Below are 24,556 nucleotides of genomic sequence, written 5' to 3' on the forward strand. Positions count from 1 at the left end.
TTGCAGTGCAACTGAATGCGCAAATTTTTGCATAGTTTCGATGACGAGACGAGGCCGTCGATGAGCGAGAAGAGACCCACGATCGTCACCGTGGCGGAGGCGGCCGGGGTGGCGGCGTCGACGATCTCGCGCGCGCTCAAGGGGGACAAACGCATCTCGCCGGAGACGCGGGCACGGATCGCCCGGGTGGCGCAGGAGCTCGGCTACACGCCCTACGCCTCGGCGCGGGCCCTGTCCTCGGGCCGGAGCGGCCTCGTCGGGATCGTCATCGGGCCGGCCACCAATCCGTTCTACACCGAGCTGCTCTACGAGGCGGTGCGCCAGATCGGCGAGCGGGGCTTGCGGCTCCTCGTCATCCATGCCGGGCCGGGACCGATGGAGAACAGCATGGCGGACGCCCTGCTGCAGTATCAGGTCGACGGCTGCCTCATCAGCTCCGTCGACCTGCCCTCGCATGTCGGCGCGGTGTGCGCGGCGAACGGCGTGCCGGTGGTGATGGTCAACCGGGTGGCGCAGGCCGATACCTGCGCGGTCGTCTGCGACAACGCCTTCGGCTCGGTCCAGTTGGGAGACCTGCTGCTGCGCTCGGGCCGGCGGCGGACCGCGCTGGTGCGGACCTCCGCCGCCTCGTCGACGGCCCGCGAGCGCGATGCCGGCTTCACGAACTTCATGCAATCCGCCGGTCATCCGCCGGCGCTCCGCCTCGACGGCCGCTCGACCTACGAGGGCGGCTTCGAGGCGGGCCGGCACATCGCGGCCCTGCCGGCGCCGGAGCGGCCGGATTCGGTCTACGCCGTCAGCGACATCATGGCCTGGGGCGTGCTCGACGCCCTGCGCCTCGCCGGCGTCGCGGTCGGGCGGGACATCGCGGTCGTGGGCTTCGACGGGCTGCCGCAATCGGCGCGGCCGGTCTACGACCTGACCACGGTCGAGCAGCCGGTCGTCGCGATGATCGGCCGGGGCCTCGATCTCCTGCAGGCGCGCATGCGCGACAAGGGCCTGCCCGACGAGACGATCTCCCTGCGCGGCCGGCTCATCGAGCGCGGCTCGAGCGGCGCGAGGGCTTCATGACCTTGCGCCGTGGCATCGGCGCCGACGCCCGTTCGGGCGTCGCCCAGCGCCCTCGAACCGAACAGTTCGACGAACAGGCCGGCATTCGCGGACCCGGGACGACGAGCAGGGTGCCGAGAGCGCCGAGCGGGCTCTATGAGATCTCGGTGGGCGAGACCTCGGTGGCCAAGACCTCGGTGGCCAACACCTTGCCCGGATTGAGCAGTCCGGCGGGGTCCAGCGCCGCCTTGACACGCCGCATCAGGGCGATCTCGGCATCCGAGCGGACGTGGCCGAGCCAGGGCTTCTTGGTCAGCCCGATGCCGTGCTCGGCCGAGACCGTGCCGCCGAACTCGCGCACCAAGTCGTAGACCACCTCCTGGATCGCATCCTTGGGCTGGGGGCTCGCGCCCTTCAGCCCGGCGACGATGTGCAGGTTGCCGTCGCCGATATGGCCGTAGAACAAGGCCGTGATGCCGGGCAGGCGCCGGTCCAGCGCCGCCTTGCAGGCGCGCACGTAATCGTCCATCGCCGCCACCGGCAGGCCGATGTCGAACGGCTCGTGCGGCCCGAGCACCTGCGGGAATTCCGAGCAGGCGTCGCGCACGCCCCAGAAGGTCTTCACGTCGGACAGAGAGCGGGACAGGACCGCGTCGGAGAGGAGCCCCGCCTCGGCCTGGCGTTCGAGCCAGGCCTCGAAGCGCGGCGCGTCGAAGGTCTCGTCGGTGCCCTGCGCCTCGATCAGGCAATAGACGGCGTGCCCCGGCGCGAGCGGCACCCGCATCCCCGGCATCGCGTGGATCGTGTCCCAGTAATCCGGCCACATCACCTCGAACGCCGACAGCATCGGGCCGAGGCCCCGCCGGGCCGCCGCGAGGAGGCCGACGACGGACTCGTAGTCCGGCAGGGCGCAGAGCGCCGCGAAGGTGCAGGCCGGTTTGGGAAACAGCCGCAGCACCAGCCGGGTGATGATGCCGAGCGTGCCCTCCGAGCCGATGAACAGGTGCTTGAGGTCGTAGCCGGCGTTGTTCTTGATCATCCGGTTGAGGTTGGTGACGATGCTCCCGTCGGGCAGCACCACCTCGAGGCCGAGGATCATCTCGCGGGTCATGCCGTAGCGGATGACCCGGTTGCCGCCGGCATTGGTGGACGCGTTGCCGCCGATGGCGCAGGAGCCCCGGGCTCCGAGATCGAGCGGGATCAGGAAGCCCGCGGCGTCGGCGGCCTCCTGGACCGCCTGGAGCGGCGTGCCCGCCCGGACCGTCATGGTGGCGGAGGCCGGGTCGATCGCCTCGATTCCGGTCATGCGCTCCAGGGACAGGGCGACGGAGCCGGGCAGCGGGCGGGCGCCGCCGCACAGGCCGGTGAGGCCGCCCTGGGGCACCACCGGCACCCCATGGGCCGCGCAGATCCGCATCGCGGCGGCGACGGCCTCGGTGGTCGCGGGCCGGACCACCGCCAGGGGGGCCTGGGGCCCGAGCGTGCTCCAGTCGGAGGCGTTGCGGGCCGGCCGGTCGGCGCCGGCGAGCACCGTTTTCTCACCCAGTTCCGCCACGAGGGCGTCGACGACCGCCCCGTCGCGGGACGCGTCCGGCATCGCCGTCATCCTGTTTCCCTCCCTCGAGGCCGCGTGGATCGCCGCTCGTCCGCGTGGTCTTCGCGATGTGTCGGATCGGGCGGCAGACGCGACCTCCACCGCGTCGGTCCGGGGCCGTGCGAGCGGATCCCGGATTCGCGACGCTCGGGTGATGCTCCCCGATTCCCGATTCCGGGCTCCGCTGCGCGGCCCCGGGATGGACCGGAGCGTATCGGTCCCGCCGGGGATCATCAAACAGGCTCTTGCAGGCCTCACGCCGCCGCAGCGTGCGACAGACCGGCGAGCTCGGCCGCGATACGCGGCCCGATGCCGGCCTCCGCCGCGACCAGCGGGGGGCGCACCCGGCCGAAGGCGGCCTCGCCGGTCATCGCCGCCATCGCGGATTTCAGCACCGGCACGAACGGCCCGCGGATCAGGCCGATCGCTGCCCGCATCGGCTCGGCAGCGGCGGGATCGGCGAACATCGCCCGCACCAGGCCGGGAACGAGGTTGGCCATGCCGCAGATCGTCCCGACGCCGCCCTCGGCGAGCGCCCGGCCGATATCGGCCTCGTTGCCGACGCAGACCGCGACCTCCGGGGCCGCCGCCCGGAAGGCCCGGAACTGGGCGAAGTCGCCCGAGCTGTCCTTCACGCCGGCGACGAGCCGGCCGTAGCGCCCCCGCAGAGCCGCGACCGCCGCGGGCGGCAGGGCGACGCCGGAGGTCTGCGGGATGTGGTAGAGCGTCGCCCGCAGGCGGTCGTCGCCGACGCCGTCGAGGATCGCCGCGAAGGCGTCGACGATCCCGGCCTCGCTCACGTCGCGGTAGAAGTAGGGCGGCAGCACGAGGACGTGGACGAGCCCGAGGCTCAGCGCCGCCTTCGTCAGCGCGATCGCGTCCGGGATCGCCGGATAGCCCGCGCCGAGCCCGATCTTCGCGGCCGGGATTCCCCCGGCGAGCAGGGCCTCGACCGCGGCGAGGCGCTCGTGCGCGGAGAACGAGGTGCCCTCGCCGGTGGTGCCGAACGGCACGACCCCGTCGCAACCCCGCTCCAGCAGGAACCGGACGTGGCGCAGCATGGCGCCGTGATCGACCGCGCCGGCCTCGGTGAGCGGCGTGGCGAGGGCGACCCACAGGCCGGTGATGGCGTCGTTCATGCGGTCCTCCGAGTGGGCGCCTTGCGCCCCGTGACGTCGAGGGCGGCCGGCCTGTCCGGCCCGTTGGGATCGAGGGGAGCGGAGGCCCGGCTTTCGCCGGCCGCGGCGTGGCGATCGGCCTCGCGCCCGGTCTCGAGCCCGAGTGCCCGGCGGCGCGAGGTCTCGAGGTGCCGGCGCAGGGCCGCGACCGCCGCCTCGGCATCGCGCTCCTCGACCGCCGCGAGGATCGCCGCGTGCTCGGCGAAGGCCGGCGGCAGCACCTCGGGCGAGAGCGCGATGCGGCTCTGCATGATGACCCGGATGCGGATGAGGTTCACCCGGTGGATCTCCGAGACGAGGCCGTTGCCGAGATGCGCGACGACCGCGTCGTGAAACCCCCAATCCGTCGCCTGTGCCTCCCGGATCAGCGCGTCGGTGACGCCGTCCGCCGCCTCCGCGCTGATCCGCGCGTGCGCGGCCCGCAGGCCGGCCACCAGGGAGGCCGGTGCGGTGCGGGCGAAATGCGCCACCGCCGCGGTCTCGATGATCTCCCGCAGCTGGAACGCCTCGTGCACCAGCCGCAGGTCGACGGCCGCGACCTGGAGCCCGCGCTGCGGCAGGGTCGAGATCAGCCCGTCGGCTTCGAGCCGCGGGATCATCTCGCGCACGGCGCCGAGCGGCAGGCTGGTGAGCGCCACCAGCTCGCGCTGCGTCACGAAGCTGCCCGGTGCCAGACGCCCGTCGAGCAATTGCTGGACGAAGGCGTCGTAGGCTTGGTCCCGCTGTCTCATGTCACCCGTCTCTCATTGACATGTTAGTCTGTCAATCACTAAGGATTCTCCGACACGCCGCGATGGGACCGCGTCTCGGGATCTCGATCGGACACGGGCGGGGCAGGGACGTGAACGGGGCATCCGGTCCGAGGAGGAACCATGAGGCCGATGCAGCCGGCAGGAGCCCGCATCCGTTCCCATGCCGCGGCGAGGCGAAGCGGCGGGCCCGAACGTTGCCCTGGCCCGAGACCCTTCGCCCTCCGCCAGCACCCTGACCGTCAAACCGTTCGGCCTTTGGGGATGGATCGATGAAGGTATCCGACAAGCGCCCGCTCAAGCGGGCCGGCCTCGAACTGACGGCGCTCGGCCTCGGCACCGCGCCGCTCGGCGGGCTCTATGCGCCGGTGGCGCTGGCGGATGCCCGCGCCACGATCGAGGCGGCCTTCGCGGCGGGCATACGCCATTTCGACACCGCGCCGATGTACGGGCTCGGGCGCGCGGAGCACCTCGTCGGCGAGCGCCTGCGCGAGGAGGAGCCCGGGGGCTTCGTCGTCTCGACCAAGGTCGGGCGCCTGATGAGCTTCGACCGGCCCGGCCGGCCGCTGCCTCCGGAGGCGGCCCGCAACGCGTTCGATTCCGGCTGGCACAACGGCCTCTCGTTCCGGGAGGTCTTCGACTATTCCTACGACGCGATCCTGCGGTCCTACGACGATTCGCGCCAGCGCACCGGCCTGTCGGCGCTCGACATCCTGTTCGTCCACGATATCGGCCGCGTCACCCACGGCGACGCGCATGCGCATCATTGGACCGCGCTCACCAGGGGCGGCGGCTTCCGGGCCCTGGCCGAGCTGCGATCGGCCGGGCTGATCGCCGGCTTCGGCCTCGGCGTGAACGAGAACGACGCGATCCTCGAGGCGATGGAGGAGGCCGACCTCGATGTCTGCCTCCTGGCCGGCCGCTACACGCTGCTCGACGGCTCGGCGGCGGACGCGCTTCTTCCCAAGGCGCTCGCCCGGGACGTCGCCCTCATCATGGGCGGCGTGTTCAATTCCGGCATCCTGGCCTCCACGTCGGGCCGCAAGAAGTACAACTACGTCGACGCGCCGCCCGGCATCCTCGCCAAGGCCGAGGCGCTCGAGGCGGAGTGCCGGGCGTTCGGGGTGCCCCTGCAGGCCGCCGCGATCCAGTTCCCCTTCCGTCATCCGGCGACCGCGAACGTCGTCATCGGTGCCAAGACCGCCTCCCAGCTGCAGCAGAACGTGGCGTGGTTCGAGCAGCCGATCCCCGACGCGCTGTGGCGGAGCCTGGACGACAAGGGATTGATCGCGTCGCCGTGACCGCCGCGGATCCGCGTGAGCGGGCCGGTCCCGCCCGGGAAAGCGCCGGCCCGCCGCGCCGGCGCTCGCCGGGAAGCGGCGGCAGGACAGGACCGCCGGGCAGGCGGATCGTGCTCGGGGACAAGCGACGGGGGCCGGTTCCGCCCGCGAAGAATGCCGTTGGGAAACCGGTCCATGGGGCGATACAAGCGGCGTCGATGCCGGCCCCTGGACGGAAACCGGTGCGAGGAAACGCCATGCTGAAGACCATCGACCCGCTGCTCAACGGGCAACTCCTCGCCATCCTGGACGACATGGGGCACGGCGACGAGATCGTCGTCGCCGATGCCAATTTCCCCTCGGCGAGCAACGCCCGGCGCCTCGTCGACATGCCGGGCACGACGGCGCCGGCCCTGCTCGACGCGATCCTGTCGCTCCTGCCCCTCGACGACTTCGTCGCGAGCCCGATGGCGGTGATGCAGGCCCCGCCCGAGACCCGGCCGCTCTATGACGGCTACCAGGCGAGCGCCGACCGCGCCGAGGGGCGGCCGATCACGATCACCGAGATGCCGATCCCCGATTTCTACGCCCGTACCCGCACCGCCTACGCGGTGATCCGCAGCGGCGAGCGGCGGCTCTACGCCAACTTCCTCCTGCGCAAGGGCGTGATCTACCCGTGAACGGGGCGATCGACAGCCACCAGCACTTCTGGCGCGTGGCGCGCGGCGATTACGGCTGGATCGGCGAGCACGTCGCGCCCCTCCTGCGCGACTTCATGCCGGACGACCTCGCGCCCCTGCTGCGCCGGGCCGGCATCGCCCGCACCATCCTGGTCCAGGCGGCCGAGACCGAGGCGGAGACCGACTTCCTGCTCGAGATCGCCGCCCGAACCGGGTTCGTCGCCGGGGTCGTCGGCTGGCTCGACATGGACTCCGAGGCCTTCCCGGAGCGCCTGGCGCATTACCGGAAGAACCCGCTTCTCGTGGGCCTGCGCCCGATGCTGCAGGATCACGCCGACGACCGCTTCCTCCTGCGCCCGCGCGTGCTCGCCAATCTGCGGCGCGTGGCCGAGAGCGGGCTCGCCTTCGACATCCTGGCCCTGCCGCGCCACCTGCCGCACGTCGCCGAGGCGCTGGCCCGGGTGCCCGCCTTGCGGGCCGTGATCGACCACATGGCCAAACCCCCGGTCGCGACGGGCGACCTCGATCCCTGGCGCACCGACATCGCGGCCCTGGCGGCGTTCCCGGACGTGTCCTGCAAGGTGTCGGGCCTCGTCACCGAGGCGCGGGCGGACTGGTCGCTGGCGGATCTCGCCCCCTATATCGACCATGTGGCGGCGTGCTTCGGCGAGGATCGTCTGCTGTTCGGCTCGGATTGGCCGGTGGCGACGCTGGCTGCGACCTACGGCGAGGTCGCGCATGCCGCCCGGGCGCTGCTCGGCACCCGCTTCGGCCCGGCGGCGATGGCCAAGATCTTCGGCGGCAACGCGACACGCGTCTACGGGCTGTCGGACGACGGCCTCGCCCGGTCAGGCTGAGGCGAAGCCGTCGGTCCGGCATCGAACCGGGACCTCAGCCGGCCCAGACCCGATCGAGCAGGTCGATCCAGTTGCGGCCCAGCACGTTCTCGATCTTCCGGTCGCTCCAGCCGGCGCGATCCATGGCCTCCGCGATGTTCGGAAAATCGGCGATCGTCCGGATCCCGGCCGGGTTCACGATCTCGCCGAAGCGGGTCAACCGGCGACCGAACCCCTTGTCGTGGGTGATCCAGTCGAAGAAGTCCTGGCCGTATCCTTGCGTGAAGTCGGTGCCGATGCCGACGGCCTCGTCCCCGACGAGGTTGATGACGTAGTCCATGGCGGCGACGTAATCGTCGATGGTCGCGTCGATCCCCTTGGCGAGGAACGGCGGGAACATCGTCACGCCGACGAAGCCGCCCCTGTCGACGATGTAGCGGAGCTCCTCGTCGGACTTGTTGCGGGGATGGGCTTTCAGGCCGGAGGGCAGGCAGTGCGAATAGGCGACCGGCCTCGTCGAGGTATCGATCGCGTCGCGCGACGTGGCCGGGCCGACATGGCTGAGATCGCACAGCATCCCGACGCGGTTCATCTCCAGGACGACCTCGCGGCCGAAATCGGACAGGCCGCTGTCGCGGCTCTCGTAACAACCGCTTCCGACCCAGTTCTGGGTATTGTAGGTCAGCTGGGCGATGCCGACGCCGAGTTTCTTCAAGATCTCGACGTAGCCGATCCTGTCCTCGAAGGCCGACGTATTCTGCATGCCCAGGACGATGGCGGTCTTGCCTGCCGCCTTGGCGGCGCGGATGTCGGCCGTCGATTCGGCGCGGACGATGTAGTGCGGAAACGCCCGAAACCACTCGTTCCATGCGACCAGATTGCGGACGGTGTCCTCGAAATTCTCCCAGACGCTGCACGTACAGTTGGCCGCGCTCAGCCCCGACTCGCACATCTCCCGAAAGACATCTTCGCTCCATTTGGAGATGATGAGGCCGTCGACGACGAGGGATCGGACGTATGTCTCATGCCGTTCGCGTGTCATGGCATCCATTCTTTTTTGCGCCTGTCGGGCGTGAGGCTGCACGAGGTCTCGATGTCTCGGTTCGAGGGAGGTGGTCAGGGCGTCATGCCGGCCTCGAAGCGGCAGAACCCGTGGCCCTGCGCCTGGCACTGCACTTCCCGACAGGTCACGGACGTGAAGCCCAGACCCTTGCTCTCGGCGAGATAGGTGAGGCCGCCCACGATGAACCCCTCGAACATGTAGCAGACCGGCTGCTCCGCTTCCGTCTTGCGGCCGAGGACGTAGACGGAGTTCTCGAGCCTGATCGTCGCGGTCCCGTGTTCGAAGGACGCGTTCTCCAAATGGAACTGGCCCCAACCCCGATCCGACAGGCGCGAGAGGTAATGCCGGAAGACATCGACGCCGTCCAACTGCCGCGCTTCGGCCTGTTGCTTGCACCAGAAGTACGCGGAGGCCGCTCCCGATTGGCTCAACAGATCCTTGTAGCGTTCGCGACCGAGCGCCTGCTCCACCGTATCGTGGATCCCGAGCATGAAATGCCGGGGGATGTAGAGCATCGGGAGGCCGTCCGTCGTCCAGACGCCCGTTTCGCCGTCGACCTCGATTTCCACGGCCGGTCTCATGGGCTTTCTCCACGTGTATCGTCACGGATGGATCGTCGGGAACGGCGCTTGCCGTCGGGGCGGATGGGACGGCATCAGGCGGCGGAGCGGATCGTCCCCGCCGTGCCGCCGTGGGACCGGTCCCGGAGGGTGTCGTCGGACAAGGACCGGCGGTAGGTTTCCGGGAGCGCGAGGCCGCCCGCCATCGCCAGAACGGCGATCGCCATGAGGTAGAAGGCGGGGGAGAGGGAACTGCCGGTCGTCGAGATGAGCCAGGTCGCCAGGAGCGGCGCCGTTCCCCCGAACACGGTGTAGGAGACGTTGTAGGTGAAGGCCGACGCGGTGTAGCGATTGCGCGTCGAGAACGTCTCGGACAGCAGGGCCGCCGTCACCACGTTGCAGACCAGGGCGCCGACGGCCAGCAGCAGGACGCCGCCGATCGCGTTCACCACCGATCCCGAACTCGCCAGCCAGAAGGCCGGCAGCACCGCGACCAGCGTCCAGACGCAGACGGCGGCGATCGTCTTGCGCCGACCGATCCGGTCGGAGGCCATGCCGGCGAGCGGGCAGGCGGCGGCGGAGAAGACGAGCGCCACGGTCGAGACCAGGAGCGATTGCGGACGGGTCAGGCCGCCCGCCACCTGGAGGAACGTCGCGAAATACGTGGTGAAGGTGTAGAACGAGAGGGCGGTGAGCGCGATGAAGGCGCCCAGCCGGCACATCGCCGACCCTTGCGTGCGCAAGGTCTCCGACAGCGGCGAATGGGCGTGGGTCGCGGCCTCGGCCGCCAGCGCCTGGAAGGCCGGGGTCTCGTCCATCCGCCACCGCAGGTACAGCCCGATGATGCCCAGGGGAGCGGCGACCAGGAACGGCACGCGCCAGCCCCAGGCCGACATCGCCTCGCTCGAAAGCAGATTCTCCATCGAGAACGCGATCAGCGCCGCCGCGGCGAAGGCCGTGAAGGTGGAGACCGGGATGAAGCTGCCGTACCAGCCGCGACGGTGGCGAGGCGCATGCTCCATCACGTAGGCGACCGCGCCGGCATACTCGCCGCCCGCCGAGAAGCCCTGGATGCACCGCAGCAGCGTCAGCAGGATCAGCGCCATGATCCCGATGCTGGCATAGGTCGGCAGCAGACCGATCAGCGTCGTCGCCGATGCCATGAGCAGGATGGTGATCGAGAGGATCGCCCGCCGTCCGGTCTTGTCGCCCAGGACCCCGAAGACGAGGCCCCCCAGGGGGCGCATCGCGAAGGCCACGGCGAACACCCCGAACGTCTTGAGCAGCGAGAGGCTGGGATCGGTTCCGGGAAAGAACAGGTTCGCGATCGTCGTCGCCAGGAACCCGTAGACTGCAAAGTCGAACCACTCGACGAAATTGCCCAATGCCGCCGCGCTGATCACCTTTCTCAGTCGTTCGGGCGGAACATCCGTCACATCGCGCATTGCCGATTGCTCCTTGTGCCGATTTTGTCGATGTCTTAGCGTTCGAGCCTCATCGCAGCGCAGATTGCTCGCGAAAAAGGCAGATGATCGCCTGTGTTATTATTTGTTTTTGCCTGGTGACGCTGAAGCATGCGCGGTCCGATTGCCGTTGTGAAATATCGAATCGGTCTTTATTGATATCTGGGAGTTATCGATCGGCGGGGACGCATGGGCATCGAACTGCGCCATCTCAGAGCGTTCGACGCTCTCGGCAAGGAGCTGCATTTCGGGCGGGCGGCGGACGGCCTGCAATTGACCCAGCCCGCCCTGACCAAGACCATCAAGCAACTCGAAGATGAAGTCGGCGTGCCCCTGCTCGTGCGGACGACGCGTCGCGTCGAGCTCACGGAGGCTGGAAAGGTCTTCCTCGCCGAGACGACGAGCCTGGCGACGCAGATCGGGCGAGCCGTCGAACGGACGCGCCGGGCCGCCCGGGGCCTTCGGGGCGACCTGCGGGTGGCCTACACCGATTTCGCCATCAACGGTCGCCTTCCCCACGTCCTGCGCGACTTCAACATCGCGCACCGCGACATTCATCTCGACCTGGTCTTCATGCCGACGGTGCATCAGCGTGTCGCGATCCTCAAGCAGACGATCGACATCGGCTTTCTCTACGGCGAGTCGAGCCACCGGGCCGTCCAGTCGCTGCGCTTCGACGAGGGCGCCTATGTCGCCGTCCTCCCGGCGAGCCATCCCCTGGCGGCGAGAGAGGTCCTGGCCTTGTCGGAACTCAAGGATCAGAAGTTCGTCTTCGGCACAGGGGAGAGCTGGTCGATCTTTCGCAGCGACGTCATCGCCGAGTGTCGTACCCGTGGCTTCTTCCCCGACATCGCCCTCGAGGCCACGAACTCCGACGGCATCTTCGGGCTCGTGATCGCGGGGGCGGGCGTGGCCGTGTATTCGAGCTGCATCGGGAACCTACCGCGGCAGGGGGTGGCGGTCCGCCCGTTGAGCGATCTGTCGACCACGCTGCCGATCACGGCCGTCTGGGAGCGGGGCAACCGGTCGGAACTGCTGGGGACGTTCCTCGGCTTTCTCCGGCGGTGGATCCGGAAGGCCGGGTCCGCGGCAGGTCCCTGATTCCGCAACCCCGAACGGGCGCCGGCCGGCCTCCGCCGCGGGCACGCTGATCCTTGCGCCGATCACGGGCCGGCATCGGTGCGGTGCGCGACCGGCAGGACGACAGCGCCCGCCTCGGCGAGCGTCGTCCGCTCGAAACGCACGCCGAACACCCGGTCGAGGTCCTGCGAGGCCGCGACCGCCGCGGCGGCGGCGTCGCGGACGATGCGGCCGCGCTCCAGGAGGACGAGCCGGTCGCAATCGACGACGGCGCGGTCGAGGTCGTGGAGCACGACGACCACGATCCCGTGCCGGGCCCAGGCTCGCAAACGGCGCATCAGGTCGAGGCGATGGCCGATATCGAGGCTCGCGCCGGGCTCGTCGGCGAGGACGACGTCGGGCTCGGCGACGAGGGTGGCGGCGAGGAGCGCCCTCGCCCGCTCGCCGCCGGAGACCTGCAACCAGCGCCGCTCGGCGAGATCGGCGAGGGCGTGGTCGTGCAGCAGGTCCGGGATCGCGAGCGCCGCGCCCGGCCGGCGGCTCGCCCCGAGCTCGATCACCTCCCGCAGGGTGTAGTCCCAGGCCGGCTGGAAGCTCTGGGGCAGATAGCCGATGCGTCGGCCCCGCTCCGAGGACGGGAGGTCCGCCAGCGGAACGCCGTCGAGCGTGACGCGGCCGGCGGCGGGGCGCAGCAGGCCGGCGAGCGTACGCAGCAGCGTCGACTTCCCGGCCCCGTTCGGACCGATCAGCCCGACGAGGGCCCCCGGGACGAGATCGACCGAGACGCCGTCCAGCAGGCGGCGGGGACCGGCGGTCGCGACGAGGCCCTCCGCGGAAAGGCGGGTCATGCGCGCATCCGCCGACGCAGGAGGAACAGGAAGAATGGGCCGCCGACCGCGGCCGTCACGAGCCCGAGCGGGATCTCCGCCGGCGGCAGCGCCGAGCGGGCGAGTCCGTCGCACATGATGACGATGAGGGCGCCGAGGGCGGCCGAGACCGGCAGCAGCCCGCGGTGGCGCGGCCCGACCCACCAGCGCGCCAGATGCGGGGCGGTCAATCCCACGAAGGCGACGAGGCCGCCATAGGCCACCGCCAGGGCGACGACGAGGGCGCCGACCAGGATCGCCCGGGCGACGAAGCGCGCCGTGTCGAGGCCGAAAGCCTGCGCCTGATCCTCGCCGAGACCGAGGAGATCGAGGCCGTGCGCGAGCCGCAGGCTCGCCCCGAGGGCGAGGCCCGAGAGGCCGCCGAGCCAGGCCAGCCCCTCCCATGTCGGCGTCTGGACGCCCCCCAGCGTCCAGCTCAGCACGACCTGGAGGCTGACGCTCTCGTCGGAGAGGGCGAGCATCAGGAAGGAGCGGACCGCCCCGAGCATCGCCGCGACGGCGACGCCGGCGAGGAGAAGGCCGGCGGCGTCGCGCGTGCCGGCCCCCCGGGCGACGGCGAGGACCATCAGCGTCGCCCCCCAGGCCCCCAGGAAGGAAAACCCACCCAGCGCCAGGGCCGAGGGCAGGCCGAGGGGAACGAGCAGCGCCACCGTCGCCCCGATCGCCGCGCCGCCGGCCGAGCCGAGCAGGTAGGGCTCGGCGAGGGGATTGCGGAACACGCCCTGGAAGATCGCTCCGCCGAGCCCGAGCAGGCCACCGACCAGGGCGGCGGCGAGCACGCGGGGCAACCGCCACGCGATGAGCAGGCGCGAGCGCAGATCGTCGGCGCCGCCGAGCGCCCGGAGGATCCGGTCCGGCCCGGCCCAATCGTGGCCGGCCGCGATGCCGAAGGCGAGCGCCAGGACGAGGAGCGGCAGGAGCCGGCTCGCGACGCGCAAGGGCATGCTCATGAGTCGGGCGATGTCATGGGTGGGGCGCGCTCATGGATGCCCTTCGGGATTCGGGTGCAGGAGGGCCGCGAGGCGCTCGATCCCGTCCACGGTGCGCGGCCCGGGGATCAGGAACGCGGCGCGGGCCACGACATGCGCCCGGCCCTCGCGGACCGCGCGCATGTCGCGAAAGCCGGGCCGGGCCGTCAATTCGCGCAGCTCCGCCTCGCTCCCCGCCAGGAGCAGGACGTCCGGATCGGCGGCGAGCAGGGCCTCCGGCGAGACCTGGGCGAGGCTACCGGCTCCGGTCAGCGCCAGGCAGCCGCCGGCCCGGGCGACGGCATCGGCCGTGTAGGTGCCCGCCCGCACGGCGAGGACGAGCCCGTTCCCGAGCCGCCCCGTCACCAGGACGAGCCGCGGGCAGGGCCGCCCCGCGACGACCCGGGCGACCCGCGCGAGGCGAGCCGCCAGAGCGTCCGCGACGGCGATCCCGCGTGCCGGCTCCCCCGTCGCCCGGCCGACGAGGCGCAGGTTGTCGAGCACCTCGCCGAGGCTGCGGCTCGTCAGGACGAGGGTCGGCACGCCGAGCCGCTCCATCGGGGCGAGCAGGAGATGGGCCGCCTGGCGCGCCGGGGTGATGAGCACGAGGTCGGGCTCCTGGCCCACCACGGCATCCACCGAGATGCCGAGCCGGCCGCCGACGACGGGTTTCTCCGCCGCCTCGGGCGGGTAGCGGGTGAGCGCGTCGATGCCGACGATGCGATCGGTCAGCCCGAGGGCCGCCACCAGCTCGGTGTTCGAGGAGAAGATCGTCACGATCCGCCGCGGTGCCGCCGGCAGGACGACGTGCCGCCCCAACGCGTCGACGAGGCGGATCGGCTCGGGCCGGGCGGGGCGCGCCGCGACGAGCGGGGCGGCGAGACCGAGGAGGGCGGCAGCCCAGAGGATCGCGGCGCGCACGGTCAGAACCGGGCCTGGAGGCCGATCTGCACGTCGCGTCCCGGCGCGGAGGTGCCGCCGCCGCCATTGTAGAAGCGCAGGTCGGCCAGCGTCGGCTGCTGCCCGGCGATGGCGATGAAGAGCGGGTGGTAGTTCACGTCGAACAGGTTGCGCACCTGCGCGAACAGCTTCACCCCCGGCATCACGTCGACCTCGCCGCGCAAGTTGACCAGCACGAACGGGTCCTTGCGCCAGATGTAGTCGCGGGAGGGCTCCGCCGCCGGCACGCGCAGGTTCTCCTCGGTGTTGTACCAGACCGGGCCGTTCAGCACGCCCTGGACCTGGATCGTCCAGGGATACCGGATACCGGCCTGCCCGAAGCGGGTGCCGAGCGCGAGCTGGTACTCGTAGACCCGCTCGACCCGATCCGTATTGGCGCTCGGCACGGCACGCGCGCCCTCGTCCTTCATGTCGAAGTTGTAGTTGCCATTGGCATAAGCCCGCCAGTGCCACACCCCCGGCTCCCAGCCGAAGGTCCGGATCATGTCGGTCTCGGACTGGACCTCGATGCCGCGGATGACGACGTCGCCCGGATTGTTGATGTAGTCCGAGGTATTGGAATTCGCGCCGCGCGAGCGCGTGGTGATGCGGTCCGAGATGATGTTCTGAAACAAGGCCACGTCGAGCCGCGACGCGCCGCGGGTCAGCGTCGTGCCGACCTCGACCTGCTCACTCGTCTCGGGGCGGATGGCCGGGTTGCCGAAGATCCGGCCGCCGCCGAAGGTGTTGTAGTCCGCCGCGATCTCCGTCGCCGTCGGCGCCCGGAAACCCGAGGAGGCCCCGACCCGGAACGCGGCCCAGTCGGTCGCCTTGTAGGTGGCGCCGACCGAGGTGGTCGTGGCTTCGTAAGGCCGCGCGCCGTTGATCTGGCCGGTCAGGTAGGGGGTGAAATCGAAGCGCGTCGTGCCGTAGGTCTGGCGCACGCCGGCGCGCAGCACCAGCCGGTCGTCGAGCAGGCGCTGCGTGTCCTCCAGGTAGAGGGCGTGGAACTGGTCGGTCTGGTTGTTGTCCTGCGGCGAGACCTGGGCGAGAGGATTGCCCGGCACGCCGGCCCGGAAGCGGTCCGAGCGGAGCCGGCTCGTTTCCCAATCCCAGCCGAGCAGCACGTCGTTGCCGGAAAACAGGGTGAAGCGCGGCTGGAAGCGGGTGCCGAGGATGTCGAGGTCGCGGGTGTTGAAATCCGCGCGAGTGCCCGGCACCGGCAGCCCGGTGCCGCCGCGCTGGATCGGCGAGGCCCACTTGAAGCGGTCCTCGTCGGTGACGCTGTAGACCTGGGCAAAAAGGCTCGCCCGGCCGTCCTCGGTTCGTCCGGTATAGCTCGCGTCGAAGGAGCCGTTGATCCGGTCGTCCCGGCTGTAGAGGTTGCCGCCGGAACCGCGGAACCCGACGCCGTAGATCCCGTCCGTGCGCAAAGTGAATTCGACGCGCTGGTTCGGGTCGATCTGGAGGCCCAGAGCCCCGGCGATCCCCATGCGGTTCCACTGGGTGTTGGCCATGCGGTCGCCGGAACCGGCGACGTAATCGTCGCGCTTGCCGCCCGAGACGCCGAGATAATAGTCGAACGGCCCGACCACGCCGCCGGTCTGGGCCCGGCCCTGGGCGAGGCCCCAGACGCCGCCGATCCCCTCGACCAGGGTCCCGGGCGCGGTCCGCCCGGTCTTCAGGATGATGTTGATCACGCCGCCGATATTCTGGCTGCCGTAGATCACCGAGGAGGGACCGCGCACGATCTCGATGCGCTCGACATCGGCGATCGAGAGCTTGGAGAGGTTGGCGGTGCCGGCGCGCCGGCCGTTCATCAGGACCAGGACCTGGCTGCGGAAATCCTTGCCCTGGCCGTCCGTGGCCCCGCCCCGGATGTTGATCGAGGTCTGGCCCGGGGTCCATTCCGAGAAGAAGCCAACGGCATTCTCGGCCAGGACGTCGGTGACGGACTTCCCCGTGGAGTTCTCGATCGTCGTGTGGTCGATGACCTGCACGGTGCCGGCGATCGCGGAGCGCGGCTCCGGCCGGCCGGTCGCCGTGACGACGATCTCGTCGAGGCGGAGGTCGGCCCGGTCCTGTGCGACGGCCGGCGCCGGCAGCGCGCAACCGAAAGCCAGCGCGACCGCCCGGAAACGACGGGACATCACGACGCCTTCCTCCATACGAGAACGGCCGAGCTGCGCGGCACGCTGAGGCGGTGGCCGCCGGGAACCGCCTCGGCCTGGGGCGAGAGATGGTCGGACAGGGCGGCACGGCGCGCGTCGCCGGCCAGCCACCCGAGCCGGTCGGCGAGATGGGCGGCGATGCCCGGCACGCTCGGTACGGTCGCCCGGAAGGTCCAGTCGACCCGGGCGACGATCGCCGGTCGGTCGCCGGCGGGCAGGCTCCCCAGGACGATCTCGACCCCCGGGGTCTCATCCTCGCCGTGCCATTCGCGGGGCAGGCAGCCCGCGAGGCAGAGGCCGCGGGGACCGGCCTGCGCCGGGACCACCCAGGCGACGTCGCGGCGCGCCCAGGCGCGGCAGCGTGCGAGGAACGGGACCGGCTCGGCGAGCGGCCCGGCCATGTTGGCGGCGAGCACCGTGTCGGCGCATCCGTCCGGCAGATCGGCCTCCTGCCAGCCTGCCGGCACGAGGGCCGGCGGCGGCGCGAGCGCCCGCAGGCGGGCCTGCATGACCGGCGCCGGCTCGACCGCGATCCAGGCCGCGCCGGGGTCGCGCAGGGCCGCGCCGAGCTGCCCGCCGCCGGCGCCGACATCGAGGAGGTCGCCGACCCGCGGCAGGGCCGCCCGCAGCAGCGGGGCGAGGCGGGCGACGTAATCGGAGCCGTCGATGCCGGAGGCGTAGAGGGCGAGCGGATTGACCCCGCCCTCGGCATCGGCGGCGCGAAGCGGCCCGCCGGGGGGCCCTGAGATGTTTTCCACGTCCGATGGTCCTTCCCCGAACCGTCTTGAGAGAGGATCGTGGGGGGGCGACCGTGGACGCGAGACACGCGCGGCCGGACACCGGCAGCGCAGGACGCGCGACCCGCCGGGACTCCCCGCCCACGAGACGAAACAGGGTCAGGGCAGGTCTCCTGGCTCGCGGGTCGCCGCCATCCGTCCGGCCTTCCCGGCGCTCGCGCACCAGTGACCCCGATCGACGGATGGCTCGCCGCTTACAGTTGCGGGGACAGCTCCGGCCTGGGCGCGAGGACGCGCCGCACCGGATTCCCTCTTAGCCCGCCATCCGGAGATGACGGGAACCTTGACCGGTCACCGTCGTCGGGGATCGTTCACCCCGCTGTCAACCGCCCGGAACGTCCCCCGAGGGAGCAGGCTCGGACAGGTTTCGTCCGTTGCGATCGTGTAACGGATCGTCTCCGTCCCGGGCCGGCCCGGAGTCGCGCGTCTTGCTTTCGCGTCTCGGCCCCGCCCGGCAAGGCCGCCCGGCGATCGGAGGTCCCTCGGCTCACTGCCCCCAGACCGGGAACGGATCGTCGAGCCATTTCTGGGACTTCGTCAGCCCGGTCGTGACGCTGCCGACGAGGCAGGGATCGAGGGCGGCCCGGATCGCCGCCTCGTCCATGTCGGGGCCGCCGATGAACACGATCTCCTGGCGCCGGTCGCCCCAGCTCGGGGTCCAGTGCCGGCGCATCAGGGATGCGAATTCCTCGCTGGTGGGCCAGCGCGCCTTGGGCACCGCGGCCCACCAGGCGCCGAGCCCCTCGGTGCGGGTGATCCGTCCGGCGATCGAGAGCTCGCCGATCCAGTCCGGGCGCGAGGCGATCCAGAAATGACCCTTGGCCCGGATCACGCCCGGGAAGCCGCGCGCGACGAGGTCGTGGAACTTGCGCGGATGCAGGGGGCGGCGGGCCCGGAAGACGAAGCTGCGGATGCCGTATTCCTCGGTCTCCGGCACGTGCTTGGCGAAGTCGAACAGCTCGCGGTACCAGAGCGGATGGGTCTGCGACCGCTCCTCGCTGTAGAGGCCGGTCTCCAGCACCTCCGCCAGGGGGACGCGGCCATGGCTCGCCGGGACGATGCGCGCATCGGCATTGAGGCCGCGCACGACCCGGATCACCCGGGCCCGCTCCTCCGCCGTGACGTCGTCCACCTTATTGACCACCACGACGTCGGCGAACTCGATCTGCTCGACGAGGAGATCGACCAGGGTGCGGGCATCCTCCTCGCCGGCCGTCTCGCCGCGGTCGCGCAGGAAGTCGCGCGAGTCGTAATCCGTCAGCAGGTTCACGGCGTCGACCACCGTCACCATCGTGTCGAGCCGCGCGACATCCGACAGGCTCGCGCCGTCCTCGCCGCGGAAGTCGAAAGTCGCCGCGATGGGCAGGGGCTCGGCGATGCCGGTTCCCTCGATCAGGAGATAGTCGAAGCGTCCGTCCTCGGCGAGGCGGCGCACCTCGGCCAGGAGATCGTCGCGCAGGGTGCAGCAGATGCAGCCGTTGGTCATCTCGACCAGCCGCTCCTCGGTCCGGGACATCTCGCCGCCGCCGGCGCGGACGAGATCGGCATCGATGTTCACCTCGCTCATGTCGTTGACGATCACGGCGACGCGACGGCCCTCGCGATTGTTGAGGATGTGATTGAGCAGCGTGGTCTTGCCGGCTCCGAGGAAGCCGGACAGGACCGTGACGGGAAGGCGCCGGAGCGAGGAAACGTCGACCATCGCTTCGATATGTTATAACGTTGCAAATCCGTCAAGCGGTGGATCCGCGATCTCGGCGGTGCTCGCCCTTGGCCCGGCGCGGTCGAGCCGCCACACTGCCGTTGTTAGCGGCTCAGGCCTGGGGAGACGGATGCCGGCCCACGATCACGCACCCTACCGGACGCAGAACTGGATCCTGGAGAAGCCGGGCGCGTCGGGCCGTCACGGGCTCGTCGTCGCCCAGAACCGCGAGGCCGCCGAGGCCGGGGCCGCGATCCTTCAGGCGGGCGGAAACGCCGCCGACGCGGCCGTCGCCACGGCGCTGGCGCTGGCGGCGGTCGAGCCCTGGAACAGTGGGCTCGGCGGCATCGGCTTCGCGCTCGTGCTGCCGCCCGGCGCGAACCGGGCCACGGTCGTCGATTTCGGGCCGGTCTCGAGCCGCAACACGCGGGCCGCCGACTACCCCCTCACGGGGCGGACGAAGCGCGACCTGTTCACCTGGCCGGAGGTCGAGGGCGACCGCAACGTCCACGGCCCGCTCTCGTTCTGCATCCCCTCCGCGGTGGCGGGCTACGCGCGGCTGCACGAGGCGTTCGGGACCGGCACTCCGGTGGCGGATCTCCTCGCGCCGGCCCTGCGGCTCGCGCGCCGGGGCCTCGCCCAGGACTGGTTCGCCACCCTCAAGATCGCCTCCTCGGCCTCCGTGCTGCGGCTCTACGAGGAGAGCGCCCGCCTCTACCTGCCGGGCGGCCTGCCGCCGGTCCCGCCCTACCAGGGCGTGCCGGGCTTCCTGCCGCTCGGGCGTCTCGCCGAGACGCTGGAGCGGCTGGCGGAGGCGGGCCTGCGGGATTTCTACGAGGGCGGAATCGCCCGCGATCTCGCCGCCGACATCGCGGCGCTCGGCGGCGTCGTGGACCGGGAGGATCTGGCCGGCTGCCGGGCGGTGCTGCGCGAGGCGCCGACGATCGCCTGGCGCGACGGCCATGTGGTCCACACGGCGGGCGGGCTCACCGCCGCGCCGACGCTGGCCGAGGTCGTGTCCGGCATGGCGGCGGTCCCGTGCCCGCCGGAGGGACCCGATGCGGGGTGGTTCGCAGCCCTCTCCACCGTGATGCGGGAGGCCTATGCGCGGCGCCTGGCGGGGCTTGGGGCCGCCACCGAGCCCGGCGACACCTGCACCACCCATCTCACCGTCGTCGACCGGGACGGCCTGATGGTGTCGATGACGACGACGCTCCTGTCCTCGATGGGGAGCCGGGTCGTGCTGCCGAAGACCGGCATCCTCATGAACAACGGGATGATGTGGTTCGATCCGCGGCCCGGCAGCGCCAACCCGATCGCGCCGGGAACGCGCCCGCTCTGCAACATGTGCCCGGTGATCGTGACGCCGCGCAGCGGCGAGGGGCCTCGCCTCGCCGCCGGGGCCTCCGGCGGCCGGCGCATCCTGGCGAGCGTCTACCAGACCCTCGCCTTCCTGCTCGATTTCGGCATGGAGCCGGGGCGGGCGGCCCACCTTCCGCGCATCGACGTGTCGGGGCCGGAGGGGACGAGCGCGGATGCGAGGCTCGGGCCCGAGGTGCGGGAGGCCCTCGCCGGTGCGGGTCCCGTCGACGTGGTGGAGCACGGCGTGATGCCGATCAACTTCGCCTGCCCGAACCTGATCCGGCTCGACGGCGACGTGGCGACCGGATGCAGCGACGTCGCCTCGCCGTGGTCCGCCGCCGTCGCGGTGCCGGGGTGAGGGGCCGCGCGCCGGGCGCGCGCACCCCTCCGCGCGGTCAGGCGCCCTCGGCCATCGTCGTGCCGGCGGCCGCGAGGCCCCACCGCACCAGATCCTCGGCGTCCTTCGCCGATTTCGCCTCCGCGTAGCACCGCAGCTCGGGGGCGTTGCCCGAGGCGCGGAAATGGATGGTGCGCCCGCCGTCGAGCTCGATCCTGACCCCGTCCTGCTCGTCGACGGCCTGCGGGCGGCCGACCGGACGAAGGAACTCCCGGCGGAACGTGTCGTCGGCGAGCCGCCGCAGGAAGGGCCCGCTCCGCGCGGCCGGCGTGTCGGGCAGCCGGTCGCTCGCCGTCTCGCCGACATCGAGGGCCGCGACGAGATCGGCAAGCGGCAGGGCGGCCGCCCGCGCCGCGGCGAGCGTCGCGAGGATCGGCAGCACCGCGTCCCGCGTCGGCAGGGCCGGCAGGATCTTGTCGCCGACCGGGCCGTCCGACCCGGCGAGGAAGCCGCCATTGGCCTCGAAACCGCAGACGATCCGCGCCCCGTCCCGCGCCGCCTGCTCCATGCCGGCGATCACGAAGGGCGACCCGACCTTGGTGCGCAGGACGCGGCCGAAGCCGCCCGCGCGCTCGATGGCGGAGCCCGCCGTGACCGGTACGACGACGGCGTCGGCGCCGAGATACCGGGCCGTGATCAGGCCGAGCACGTCGCCCCGCAGGATGCGGCCGGCGGCCTCCGCGACCAGGGGGCGGTCCGCGTCGCCGTCGGTGGTCACGAGCGCGTCGAAGCCGCCCGCGGCCATCGCGTCGCGGATGAACGCGACGTCCTGCGGACGATGGGCCTCGGTATCGATCGGCACGAAGGTCTCGGACCGGCCGATCGGCACCGCCTCGGCGCCGAGCGCGGCGAGCACCTCGACGAGCACGTCGCGGGCGACCGAGCTCTGCTGGTAGACCGCGATCCGCAGGCCGGCCAGGAGGTCGGGGGCGAACACGTCGCGGTAGCGGTCGCGGTAGCGCGCGATCGCGTCCGGCTCCGGGGCGGCCGGGACCGCCGGGGGGAGGGGCGCGTCGTCGGCGATGTCGCCGAGGGCGGCGAGGATCGCGGCCTCGTCCGCCTTGGTGATCTCTCCGCCGGAGCGGTAGAATTTCAGGCCGTTGCGGTCGTCCGGGATGTGGCTGCCGGTGACCATGACGGCGAGGCAGTCGCGCTTGCGGGCTTCGAGCGCGAGGGCCGGGGTCGGCAGCGCGCCGCAATCGATCGCCGTCATTCCGGCGGCGGCGGCCGCGGTGGCGACCGTGGCGGCGATCCCCGCGCTGCTGGCCCGCAGGTCGCGCCCGATCACCACCTCGCGGCGCCCGCCCGCATGCGCGCCGACGGAGGCGAAGAACGCGGACGCGTAGGTGAAGGTGGGGCGCCCCACGAGGTCCGTGACGAGGCCGCGCAGACCGGACGTCCCGAACTTCAAACTGGTCATCAGGCAAGTCTCTCGGCATCGATCGGAGGCGCGCGACGCCACGACCTCGCGGCCGTGCGGCGCGTTGCCCCCCTCGAGGGGGGCTGTCGTCTCGAGACAACACAAGGCCGGGGAGGGGACAAGAGGCGGCTCCCGGCTGCGGATCCGCAGCCGGGCCGGATCGGCCGTCGGATCGGCTACGGCGCGGCCTTCGCCAGCGGGCAGCCGCCCTGGTCGAGGGGGCGAAACGCCTCGTCGCCCGGCACGGTGGCGAGCTGGTGGTAGACGTCCCACTCGCCGGTCGATTCCCCGGGCGTCTTCACCTGCATCAGGTACATGTCGTGGACCATGCGACCGTCGACGCGCAGCGTGCCGTTGCGGGCGTACATGTCGTTGACCGGCATCTCGCGCATCTTCGCCATCACGGCCCTGGCCTCGTCGGTTCCGGTCGCCGCGACGGCCTTCAGGTGATGCAGGACGGCGGAGTAGATTCCGGCGTGGTGCATCGTCGGCATCATCTTCATCTCGGCGTGGAAGCGCGTCGAGAAGGCGCGGGTCTCCTCGTCCCGGTCCCAGTAGAAGCCCTCCGTCGTGATCAGGCCCTGGGCGGTCTTCAGCCCGAGGGCGTGGACGTCGGCGATGTTCATGAGCAGGGTGACGAGGGACTGGCCGCCCTCGGTGAGGCCGAATTCGTGGGCCTGCTTGACCGCGTTCATCATGTCGCCGCCCGCATTGGCGAAGGCGACGACCTTCGATCCCGTCGCCTGGGCCTGGAGCAGGAAGGACGAGAAGTCCGAGGTGCCGAAGGGCGCCCGGATCGCCCGGATCAGCTTGCCGCCGGAGCGGTCGAGCTCGGCCGCGGCGTCGCGCTCCAGGGCCTGCCCGAAGGCGTAGTCGGCGGTGACGATCGACCAGGTGTCGAGACCCCGCTTCACGGCGGCCGCGGTCGAGACGTGGGCGAGCGCGTAGGTGTCGTAGTTCCAGTGCGCCGTCGTCTCGGTGCAGGCCTTGCCGGTGAGGTCGGAGGTGCCGCCGCCCGAGACGATCAGGATCCGGTTCTTTTCCTTGGCGATCTGCTGCACCGCCAGCGCCACCGAGGAGGGCGGCGCGTCGAGGATCACGTCCACCTTCTCGACGTCGTACCAGCGCCGGGCGATGGCGCTGCCGACATCCGCCTTGTTCTGGTTGTCGGCGAAGACCACCTCGATCGGCCGGCCCAGCACGGTGCCGCCGAAATCCCGGGCCGCCATCTGGGCGGCGACCACCGAGCCGCGCCCCGTGGCGTCGGCGTAGAGGCTCGACATGTCGGTCAGGACGCCGAACTTCACGACGCCGTCGGAGACCTGCGCCCGGGCCGCGCCGCAGGCGGCAAGCCCCAGGGACCCGGCGAGGATCAGGCGGGACGGGACCGCGCGACGGCGCGATCGGCGGCGATGCGCCGTGCGGGCTTTCGTGGTCGTGCAAAGCCCCGCCATCAGACCGGGTCCCAGCTGAAGACGTCGCCGGAGCGGTCGAGGGGCGCGAAGCTCGCCCGCAGGGCGGGCATCGCGTGGGCGGCGACGGAGGCCGGGGTCCAGCCCTCGGCGGCGTGCACGCTGCGGACCGGCCGCATCGGGTTGAACAGGAAGACCTCGTTGACCCGGGTGGCGAAGACCTGCCCGGTCACGCCCGCGGCGGCCGGCGAGGCCAGGTAGACGACGAGCGGGGCGTTGGTCTGCGGCGTCATGCGCTTCATGCGGGCGACCCGCCGCTGCTCCTCGGGGGTGGTGGCGGGGATCGAATCGGTCATCCGGCTCCAGGCGAAGGGCGCCACGCAGTTCGAGCGGACGCCGAACCGGGCCATGTCGAGGGCGATCGACTTCGAGAGGCCGACGAGGCCGAGCTTGGCCGCCGCGTAGTTCGCCTGCCCGAAATTGCCGATCAGCCCCGACGTGCTGGTCATGTGGACGTAGGCGCCGCTGCCCTGCGCGCGGAACGGATCGGCGGCGGCCCGGCTCATGTAGAAGCTGCCGTTGAGGTGGACGGCGACCACCGCCTCCCAGTCGGCCGGGTCCATCTTGTGGAAGATGACGTCCCGCAGGATGCCGGCATTGTTCACCACCGCGTCGAGCCGGCCGAACGTGTCGAGCGCCATCTCGACGGTGCGCTTGGCGGCCGCCCATTCGGCGACGCTCTCGCGGGAGATCACCGCCTCGCCGCCGATCGCCTCGATCAGGGCCCTGGTCTCGTCCGCCGGCGTCGCGGAGGTCTCGCCGGTGCCGCCGAGCGAGGTGCCGATGTCGTTGACGACGACCTTCGCGCCCGCCCGGGCGAAGTCCAGGGCGACGGCACGGCCGATCCCGCCGCCGGCTCCCGTCACCACCACGACCTTGCCGTCCAGGCCGAGATCGATCTCCGCGCT

The 24,556-nt window shown here is 71.5% G+C and carries 21 protein-coding genes and 1 riboswitch; of the genes, 6 read left to right on the forward strand and 15 right to left on the reverse strand.

The features are described 5' to 3' along the window. The first annotated feature begins 60 nt into the window (after positions 1-60). Positions 61-1,071 carry a LacI family DNA-binding transcriptional regulator gene (locus miv_RS11990; RefSeq protein WP_207182967.1) on the forward strand — a complete coding sequence of 337 codons (1,011 nt, stop codon included), beginning with the start codon at positions 61-63 and terminating at the stop codon, positions 1,069-1,071. Between the two features lie 133 nt (positions 1,072-1,204). Here the strand turns inward: miv_RS11990 and miv_RS11995 are convergent, their stop codons facing one another. From miv_RS11995 to miv_RS12005, 3 genes are all read right to left on the reverse strand, one after another. Next, the gene (locus miv_RS11995; RefSeq protein WP_207182968.1) at positions 1,205-2,656 is read right to left on the reverse strand and encodes an FAD-binding oxidoreductase; all 1,452 of its coding nucleotides are present in this window, start codon (positions 2,654-2,656) and stop codon (positions 1,205-1,207) included. Positions 2,657-2,898: 242 nt separating this feature from the next. Continuing rightward, positions 2,899-3,783 carry a dihydrodipicolinate synthase family protein gene (locus miv_RS12000; RefSeq protein ID WP_082711405.1) on the reverse strand — a complete coding sequence of 295 codons (885 nt, stop codon included), beginning with the start codon at positions 3,781-3,783 and terminating at the stop codon, positions 2,899-2,901. Next, the gene (locus miv_RS12005; RefSeq protein WP_058617394.1) at positions 3,780-4,553 is read right to left on the reverse strand and encodes a GntR family transcriptional regulator; all 774 of its coding nucleotides are present in this window, start codon (positions 4,551-4,553) and stop codon (positions 3,780-3,782) included. Before miv_RS12005 ends, miv_RS12000 begins: the two co-directional genes overlap by 4 nt. Positions 4,554-4,843: 290 nt before the next feature. Here miv_RS12005 and miv_RS12010 point away from each other — a divergent pair, with 290 nt between their 5' ends. The 3 genes from miv_RS12010 to miv_RS12020 all read left to right on the forward strand — a co-directional run bounded on the left by miv_RS12010 (position 4,844) and on the right by miv_RS12020 (position 7,388). Continuing rightward, on the forward strand, positions 4,844-5,872 hold the full coding sequence (locus miv_RS12010; RefSeq protein WP_058617393.1) for an aldo/keto reductase: 1,029 nt from the start codon (positions 4,844-4,846) through the stop codon (positions 5,870-5,872). A gap of 236 nt (positions 5,873-6,108) precedes the next feature. Further along, a complete protein-coding gene (locus tag miv_RS12015; protein ID WP_048428863.1) occupies positions 6,109-6,531 on the forward strand; it encodes an RbsD/FucU family protein in 423 nt (140 codons plus the stop codon). Continuing rightward, the gene (locus tag miv_RS12020) at positions 6,528-7,388 is read left to right on the forward strand and encodes an amidohydrolase family protein (RefSeq protein WP_082711406.1); all 861 of its coding nucleotides are present in this window, start codon (positions 6,528-6,530) and stop codon (positions 7,386-7,388) included. The genes miv_RS12015 and miv_RS12020 overlap by 4 nt, the downstream gene beginning before the upstream one ends. A 34-nt stretch (positions 7,389-7,422) precedes the next feature. Here miv_RS12020 and miv_RS12025 read toward each other — a convergent pair whose 3' ends face one another. From miv_RS12025 to miv_RS12035, 3 genes are all read right to left on the reverse strand, one after another. After that, positions 7,423-8,538: a dipeptidase gene (locus miv_RS12025; protein WP_244748964.1), complete on the reverse strand. Its 1,116-nt coding sequence runs from the start codon at positions 8,536-8,538 to the stop codon at positions 7,423-7,425. Further along, on the reverse strand, positions 8,484-9,011 hold the full coding sequence (locus miv_RS12030) for a DUF5943 domain-containing protein (RefSeq protein ID WP_207182969.1): 528 nt from the start codon (positions 9,009-9,011) through the stop codon (positions 8,484-8,486). Before miv_RS12030 ends, miv_RS12025 begins: the two co-directional genes overlap by 55 nt. Positions 9,012-9,085: 74 nt before the next feature. Beyond that, a complete protein-coding gene (locus miv_RS12035) occupies positions 9,086-10,435 on the reverse strand; it encodes an MFS transporter (protein WP_207182970.1) in 1,350 nt (449 codons plus the stop codon). A gap of 207 nt (positions 10,436-10,642) precedes the next feature. Here miv_RS12035 and miv_RS12040 point away from each other — a divergent pair, with 207 nt between their 5' ends. Further along, entirely contained in the window at positions 10,643-11,554 is a 912-nt protein-coding gene (locus miv_RS12040; protein ID WP_207182971.1) for a LysR family transcriptional regulator, read from the forward strand. 62 nt (positions 11,555-11,616) lie between these two features. On the opposite strand, the gene miv_RS12045 is transcribed toward miv_RS12040, so the two are convergent. From miv_RS12045 to miv_RS12070, 6 genes are all read right to left on the reverse strand, one after another. Next, positions 11,617-12,381 carry an ABC transporter ATP-binding protein gene (locus miv_RS12045; protein ID WP_207182972.1) on the reverse strand — a complete coding sequence of 255 codons (765 nt, stop codon included), beginning with the start codon at positions 12,379-12,381 and terminating at the stop codon, positions 11,617-11,619. Further along, the gene (locus tag miv_RS12050; protein WP_058617387.1) at positions 12,378-13,370 is read right to left on the reverse strand and encodes a FecCD family ABC transporter permease; all 993 of its coding nucleotides are present in this window, start codon (positions 13,368-13,370) and stop codon (positions 12,378-12,380) included. The genes miv_RS12045 and miv_RS12050 overlap by 4 nt, the downstream gene beginning before the upstream one ends. 30 nt (positions 13,371-13,400) lie before the next feature. After that, entirely contained in the window at positions 13,401-14,309 is a 909-nt protein-coding gene (locus tag miv_RS12055; RefSeq protein ID WP_244748966.1) for an ABC transporter substrate-binding protein, read from the reverse strand. A 2-nt stretch (positions 14,310-14,311) separates the two neighbouring features. Next, positions 14,312-16,477: a TonB-dependent receptor gene (locus tag miv_RS12060; RefSeq protein ID WP_207182973.1), complete on the reverse strand. Its 2,166-nt coding sequence runs from the start codon at positions 16,475-16,477 to the stop codon at positions 14,312-14,314. Further along, positions 16,477-17,256 carry a methyltransferase domain-containing protein gene (locus miv_RS12065; protein ID WP_207182974.1) on the reverse strand — a complete coding sequence of 260 codons (780 nt, stop codon included), beginning with the start codon at positions 17,254-17,256 and terminating at the stop codon, positions 16,477-16,479. The genes miv_RS12060 and miv_RS12065 overlap by 1 nt, the downstream gene beginning before the upstream one ends. Before the next feature lie 125 nt (positions 17,257-17,381). After that, positions 17,382-17,596: riboswitch (cobalamin riboswitch) on the reverse strand. 186 nt (positions 17,597-17,782) lie between these two features. Continuing rightward, positions 17,783-18,997, reverse strand: a complete 1,215-nt coding sequence (locus miv_RS12070; protein WP_207182975.1) for a GTP-binding protein — start codon at positions 18,995-18,997, stop codon at positions 17,783-17,785. 130 nt (positions 18,998-19,127) lie between these two features. Here miv_RS12070 and miv_RS12075 point away from each other — a divergent pair, with 130 nt between their 5' ends. Beyond that, positions 19,128-20,717 carry a gamma-glutamyltransferase gene (locus miv_RS12075; RefSeq protein ID WP_207182976.1) on the forward strand — a complete coding sequence of 530 codons (1,590 nt, stop codon included), beginning with the start codon at positions 19,128-19,130 and terminating at the stop codon, positions 20,715-20,717. A gap of 37 nt (positions 20,718-20,754) precedes the next feature. Here miv_RS12075 and miv_RS12080 read toward each other — a convergent pair whose 3' ends face one another. The 3 genes from miv_RS12080 to miv_RS12090 all read right to left on the reverse strand — a co-directional run bounded on the left by miv_RS12080 (position 20,755) and on the right by miv_RS12090 (position 24,547). Further along, on the reverse strand, positions 20,755-22,176 hold the full coding sequence (locus miv_RS12080) for a phosphohexomutase domain-containing protein (RefSeq protein WP_207182977.1): 1,422 nt from the start codon (positions 22,174-22,176) through the stop codon (positions 20,755-20,757). 176 nt (positions 22,177-22,352) lie between these two features. Then, the gene (locus tag miv_RS12085) at positions 22,353-23,630 is read right to left on the reverse strand and encodes an ABC transporter substrate-binding protein (protein ID WP_207182978.1); all 1,278 of its coding nucleotides are present in this window, start codon (positions 23,628-23,630) and stop codon (positions 22,353-22,355) included. Continuing rightward, positions 23,630-24,547, reverse strand: a complete 918-nt coding sequence (locus miv_RS12090; protein ID WP_420865514.1) for an SDR family NAD(P)-dependent oxidoreductase — start codon at positions 24,545-24,547, stop codon at positions 23,630-23,632. Before miv_RS12090 ends, miv_RS12085 begins: the two co-directional genes overlap by 1 nt. Between the last annotated feature and the right edge of the window lie 9 nt (positions 24,548-24,556).

The organism is Methylobacterium indicum, assembly GCF_017347565.1.
In the GTDB taxonomy this organism is placed as follows: Bacteria; Pseudomonadota; Alphaproteobacteria; order Rhizobiales; family Beijerinckiaceae; genus Methylobacterium; species Methylobacterium indicum.

Bases quoted from the DNA above. Each gene is read 5' to 3' on its own strand.
- miv_RS12050 (WP_058617387.1), bottom strand. From the start codon at position 13,370: ATGAGCATGCCCTTGCGCGTCGCGAGCCGGCTCCTGCCGCTCCTCGTC.
- miv_RS12030 (WP_207182969.1), bottom strand. From the start codon at position 9,011: ATGAGACCGGCCGTGGAAATCGAGGTCGACGGCGAAACGGGCGTCTGG.
- miv_RS12080 (WP_207182977.1), bottom strand. From the start codon at position 22,176: ATGACCAGTTTGAAGTTCGGGACGTCCGGTCTGCGCGGCCTCGTCACG.
- miv_RS12010 (WP_058617393.1), top strand. From the start codon at position 4,844: ATGAAGGTATCCGACAAGCGCCCGCTCAAGCGGGCCGGCCTCGAACTG.
- miv_RS12000 (WP_082711405.1), bottom strand. From the start codon at position 3,783: ATGAACGACGCCATCACCGGCCTGTGGGTCGCCCTCGCCACGCCGCTC.
- miv_RS12040 (WP_207182971.1), top strand. From the start codon at position 10,643: ATGGGCATCGAACTGCGCCATCTCAGAGCGTTCGACGCTCTCGGCAAG.
- miv_RS12035 (WP_207182970.1), bottom strand. From the start codon at position 10,435: ATGCGCGATGTGACGGATGTTCCGCCCGAACGACTGAGAAAGGTGATC.
- miv_RS12085 (WP_207182978.1), bottom strand. From the start codon at position 23,630: ATGGCGGGGCTTTGCACGACCACGAAAGCCCGCACGGCGCATCGCCGC.
- miv_RS11990 (WP_207182967.1), top strand. From the start codon at position 61: ATGAGCGAGAAGAGACCCACGATCGTCACCGTGGCGGAGGCGGCCGGG.
- miv_RS11995 (WP_207182968.1), bottom strand. From the start codon at position 2,656: ATGACGGCGATGCCGGACGCGTCCCGCGACGGGGCGGTCGTCGACGCC.
- miv_RS12070 (WP_207182975.1), bottom strand. From the start codon at position 18,997: ATGGTCGACGTTTCCTCGCTCCGGCGCCTTCCCGTCACGGTCCTGTCC.
- miv_RS12075 (WP_207182976.1), top strand. From the start codon at position 19,128: ATGCCGGCCCACGATCACGCACCCTACCGGACGCAGAACTGGATCCTG.
- miv_RS12045 (WP_207182972.1), bottom strand. From the start codon at position 12,381: ATGACCCGCCTTTCCGCGGAGGGCCTCGTCGCGACCGCCGGTCCCCGC.
- miv_RS12005 (WP_058617394.1), bottom strand. From the start codon at position 4,553: ATGAGACAGCGGGACCAAGCCTACGACGCCTTCGTCCAGCAATTGCTC.
- miv_RS12015 (WP_048428863.1), top strand. From the start codon at position 6,109: ATGCTGAAGACCATCGACCCGCTGCTCAACGGGCAACTCCTCGCCATC.
- miv_RS12060 (WP_207182973.1), bottom strand. From the start codon at position 16,477: ATGTCCCGTCGTTTCCGGGCGGTCGCGCTGGCTTTCGGTTGCGCGCTG.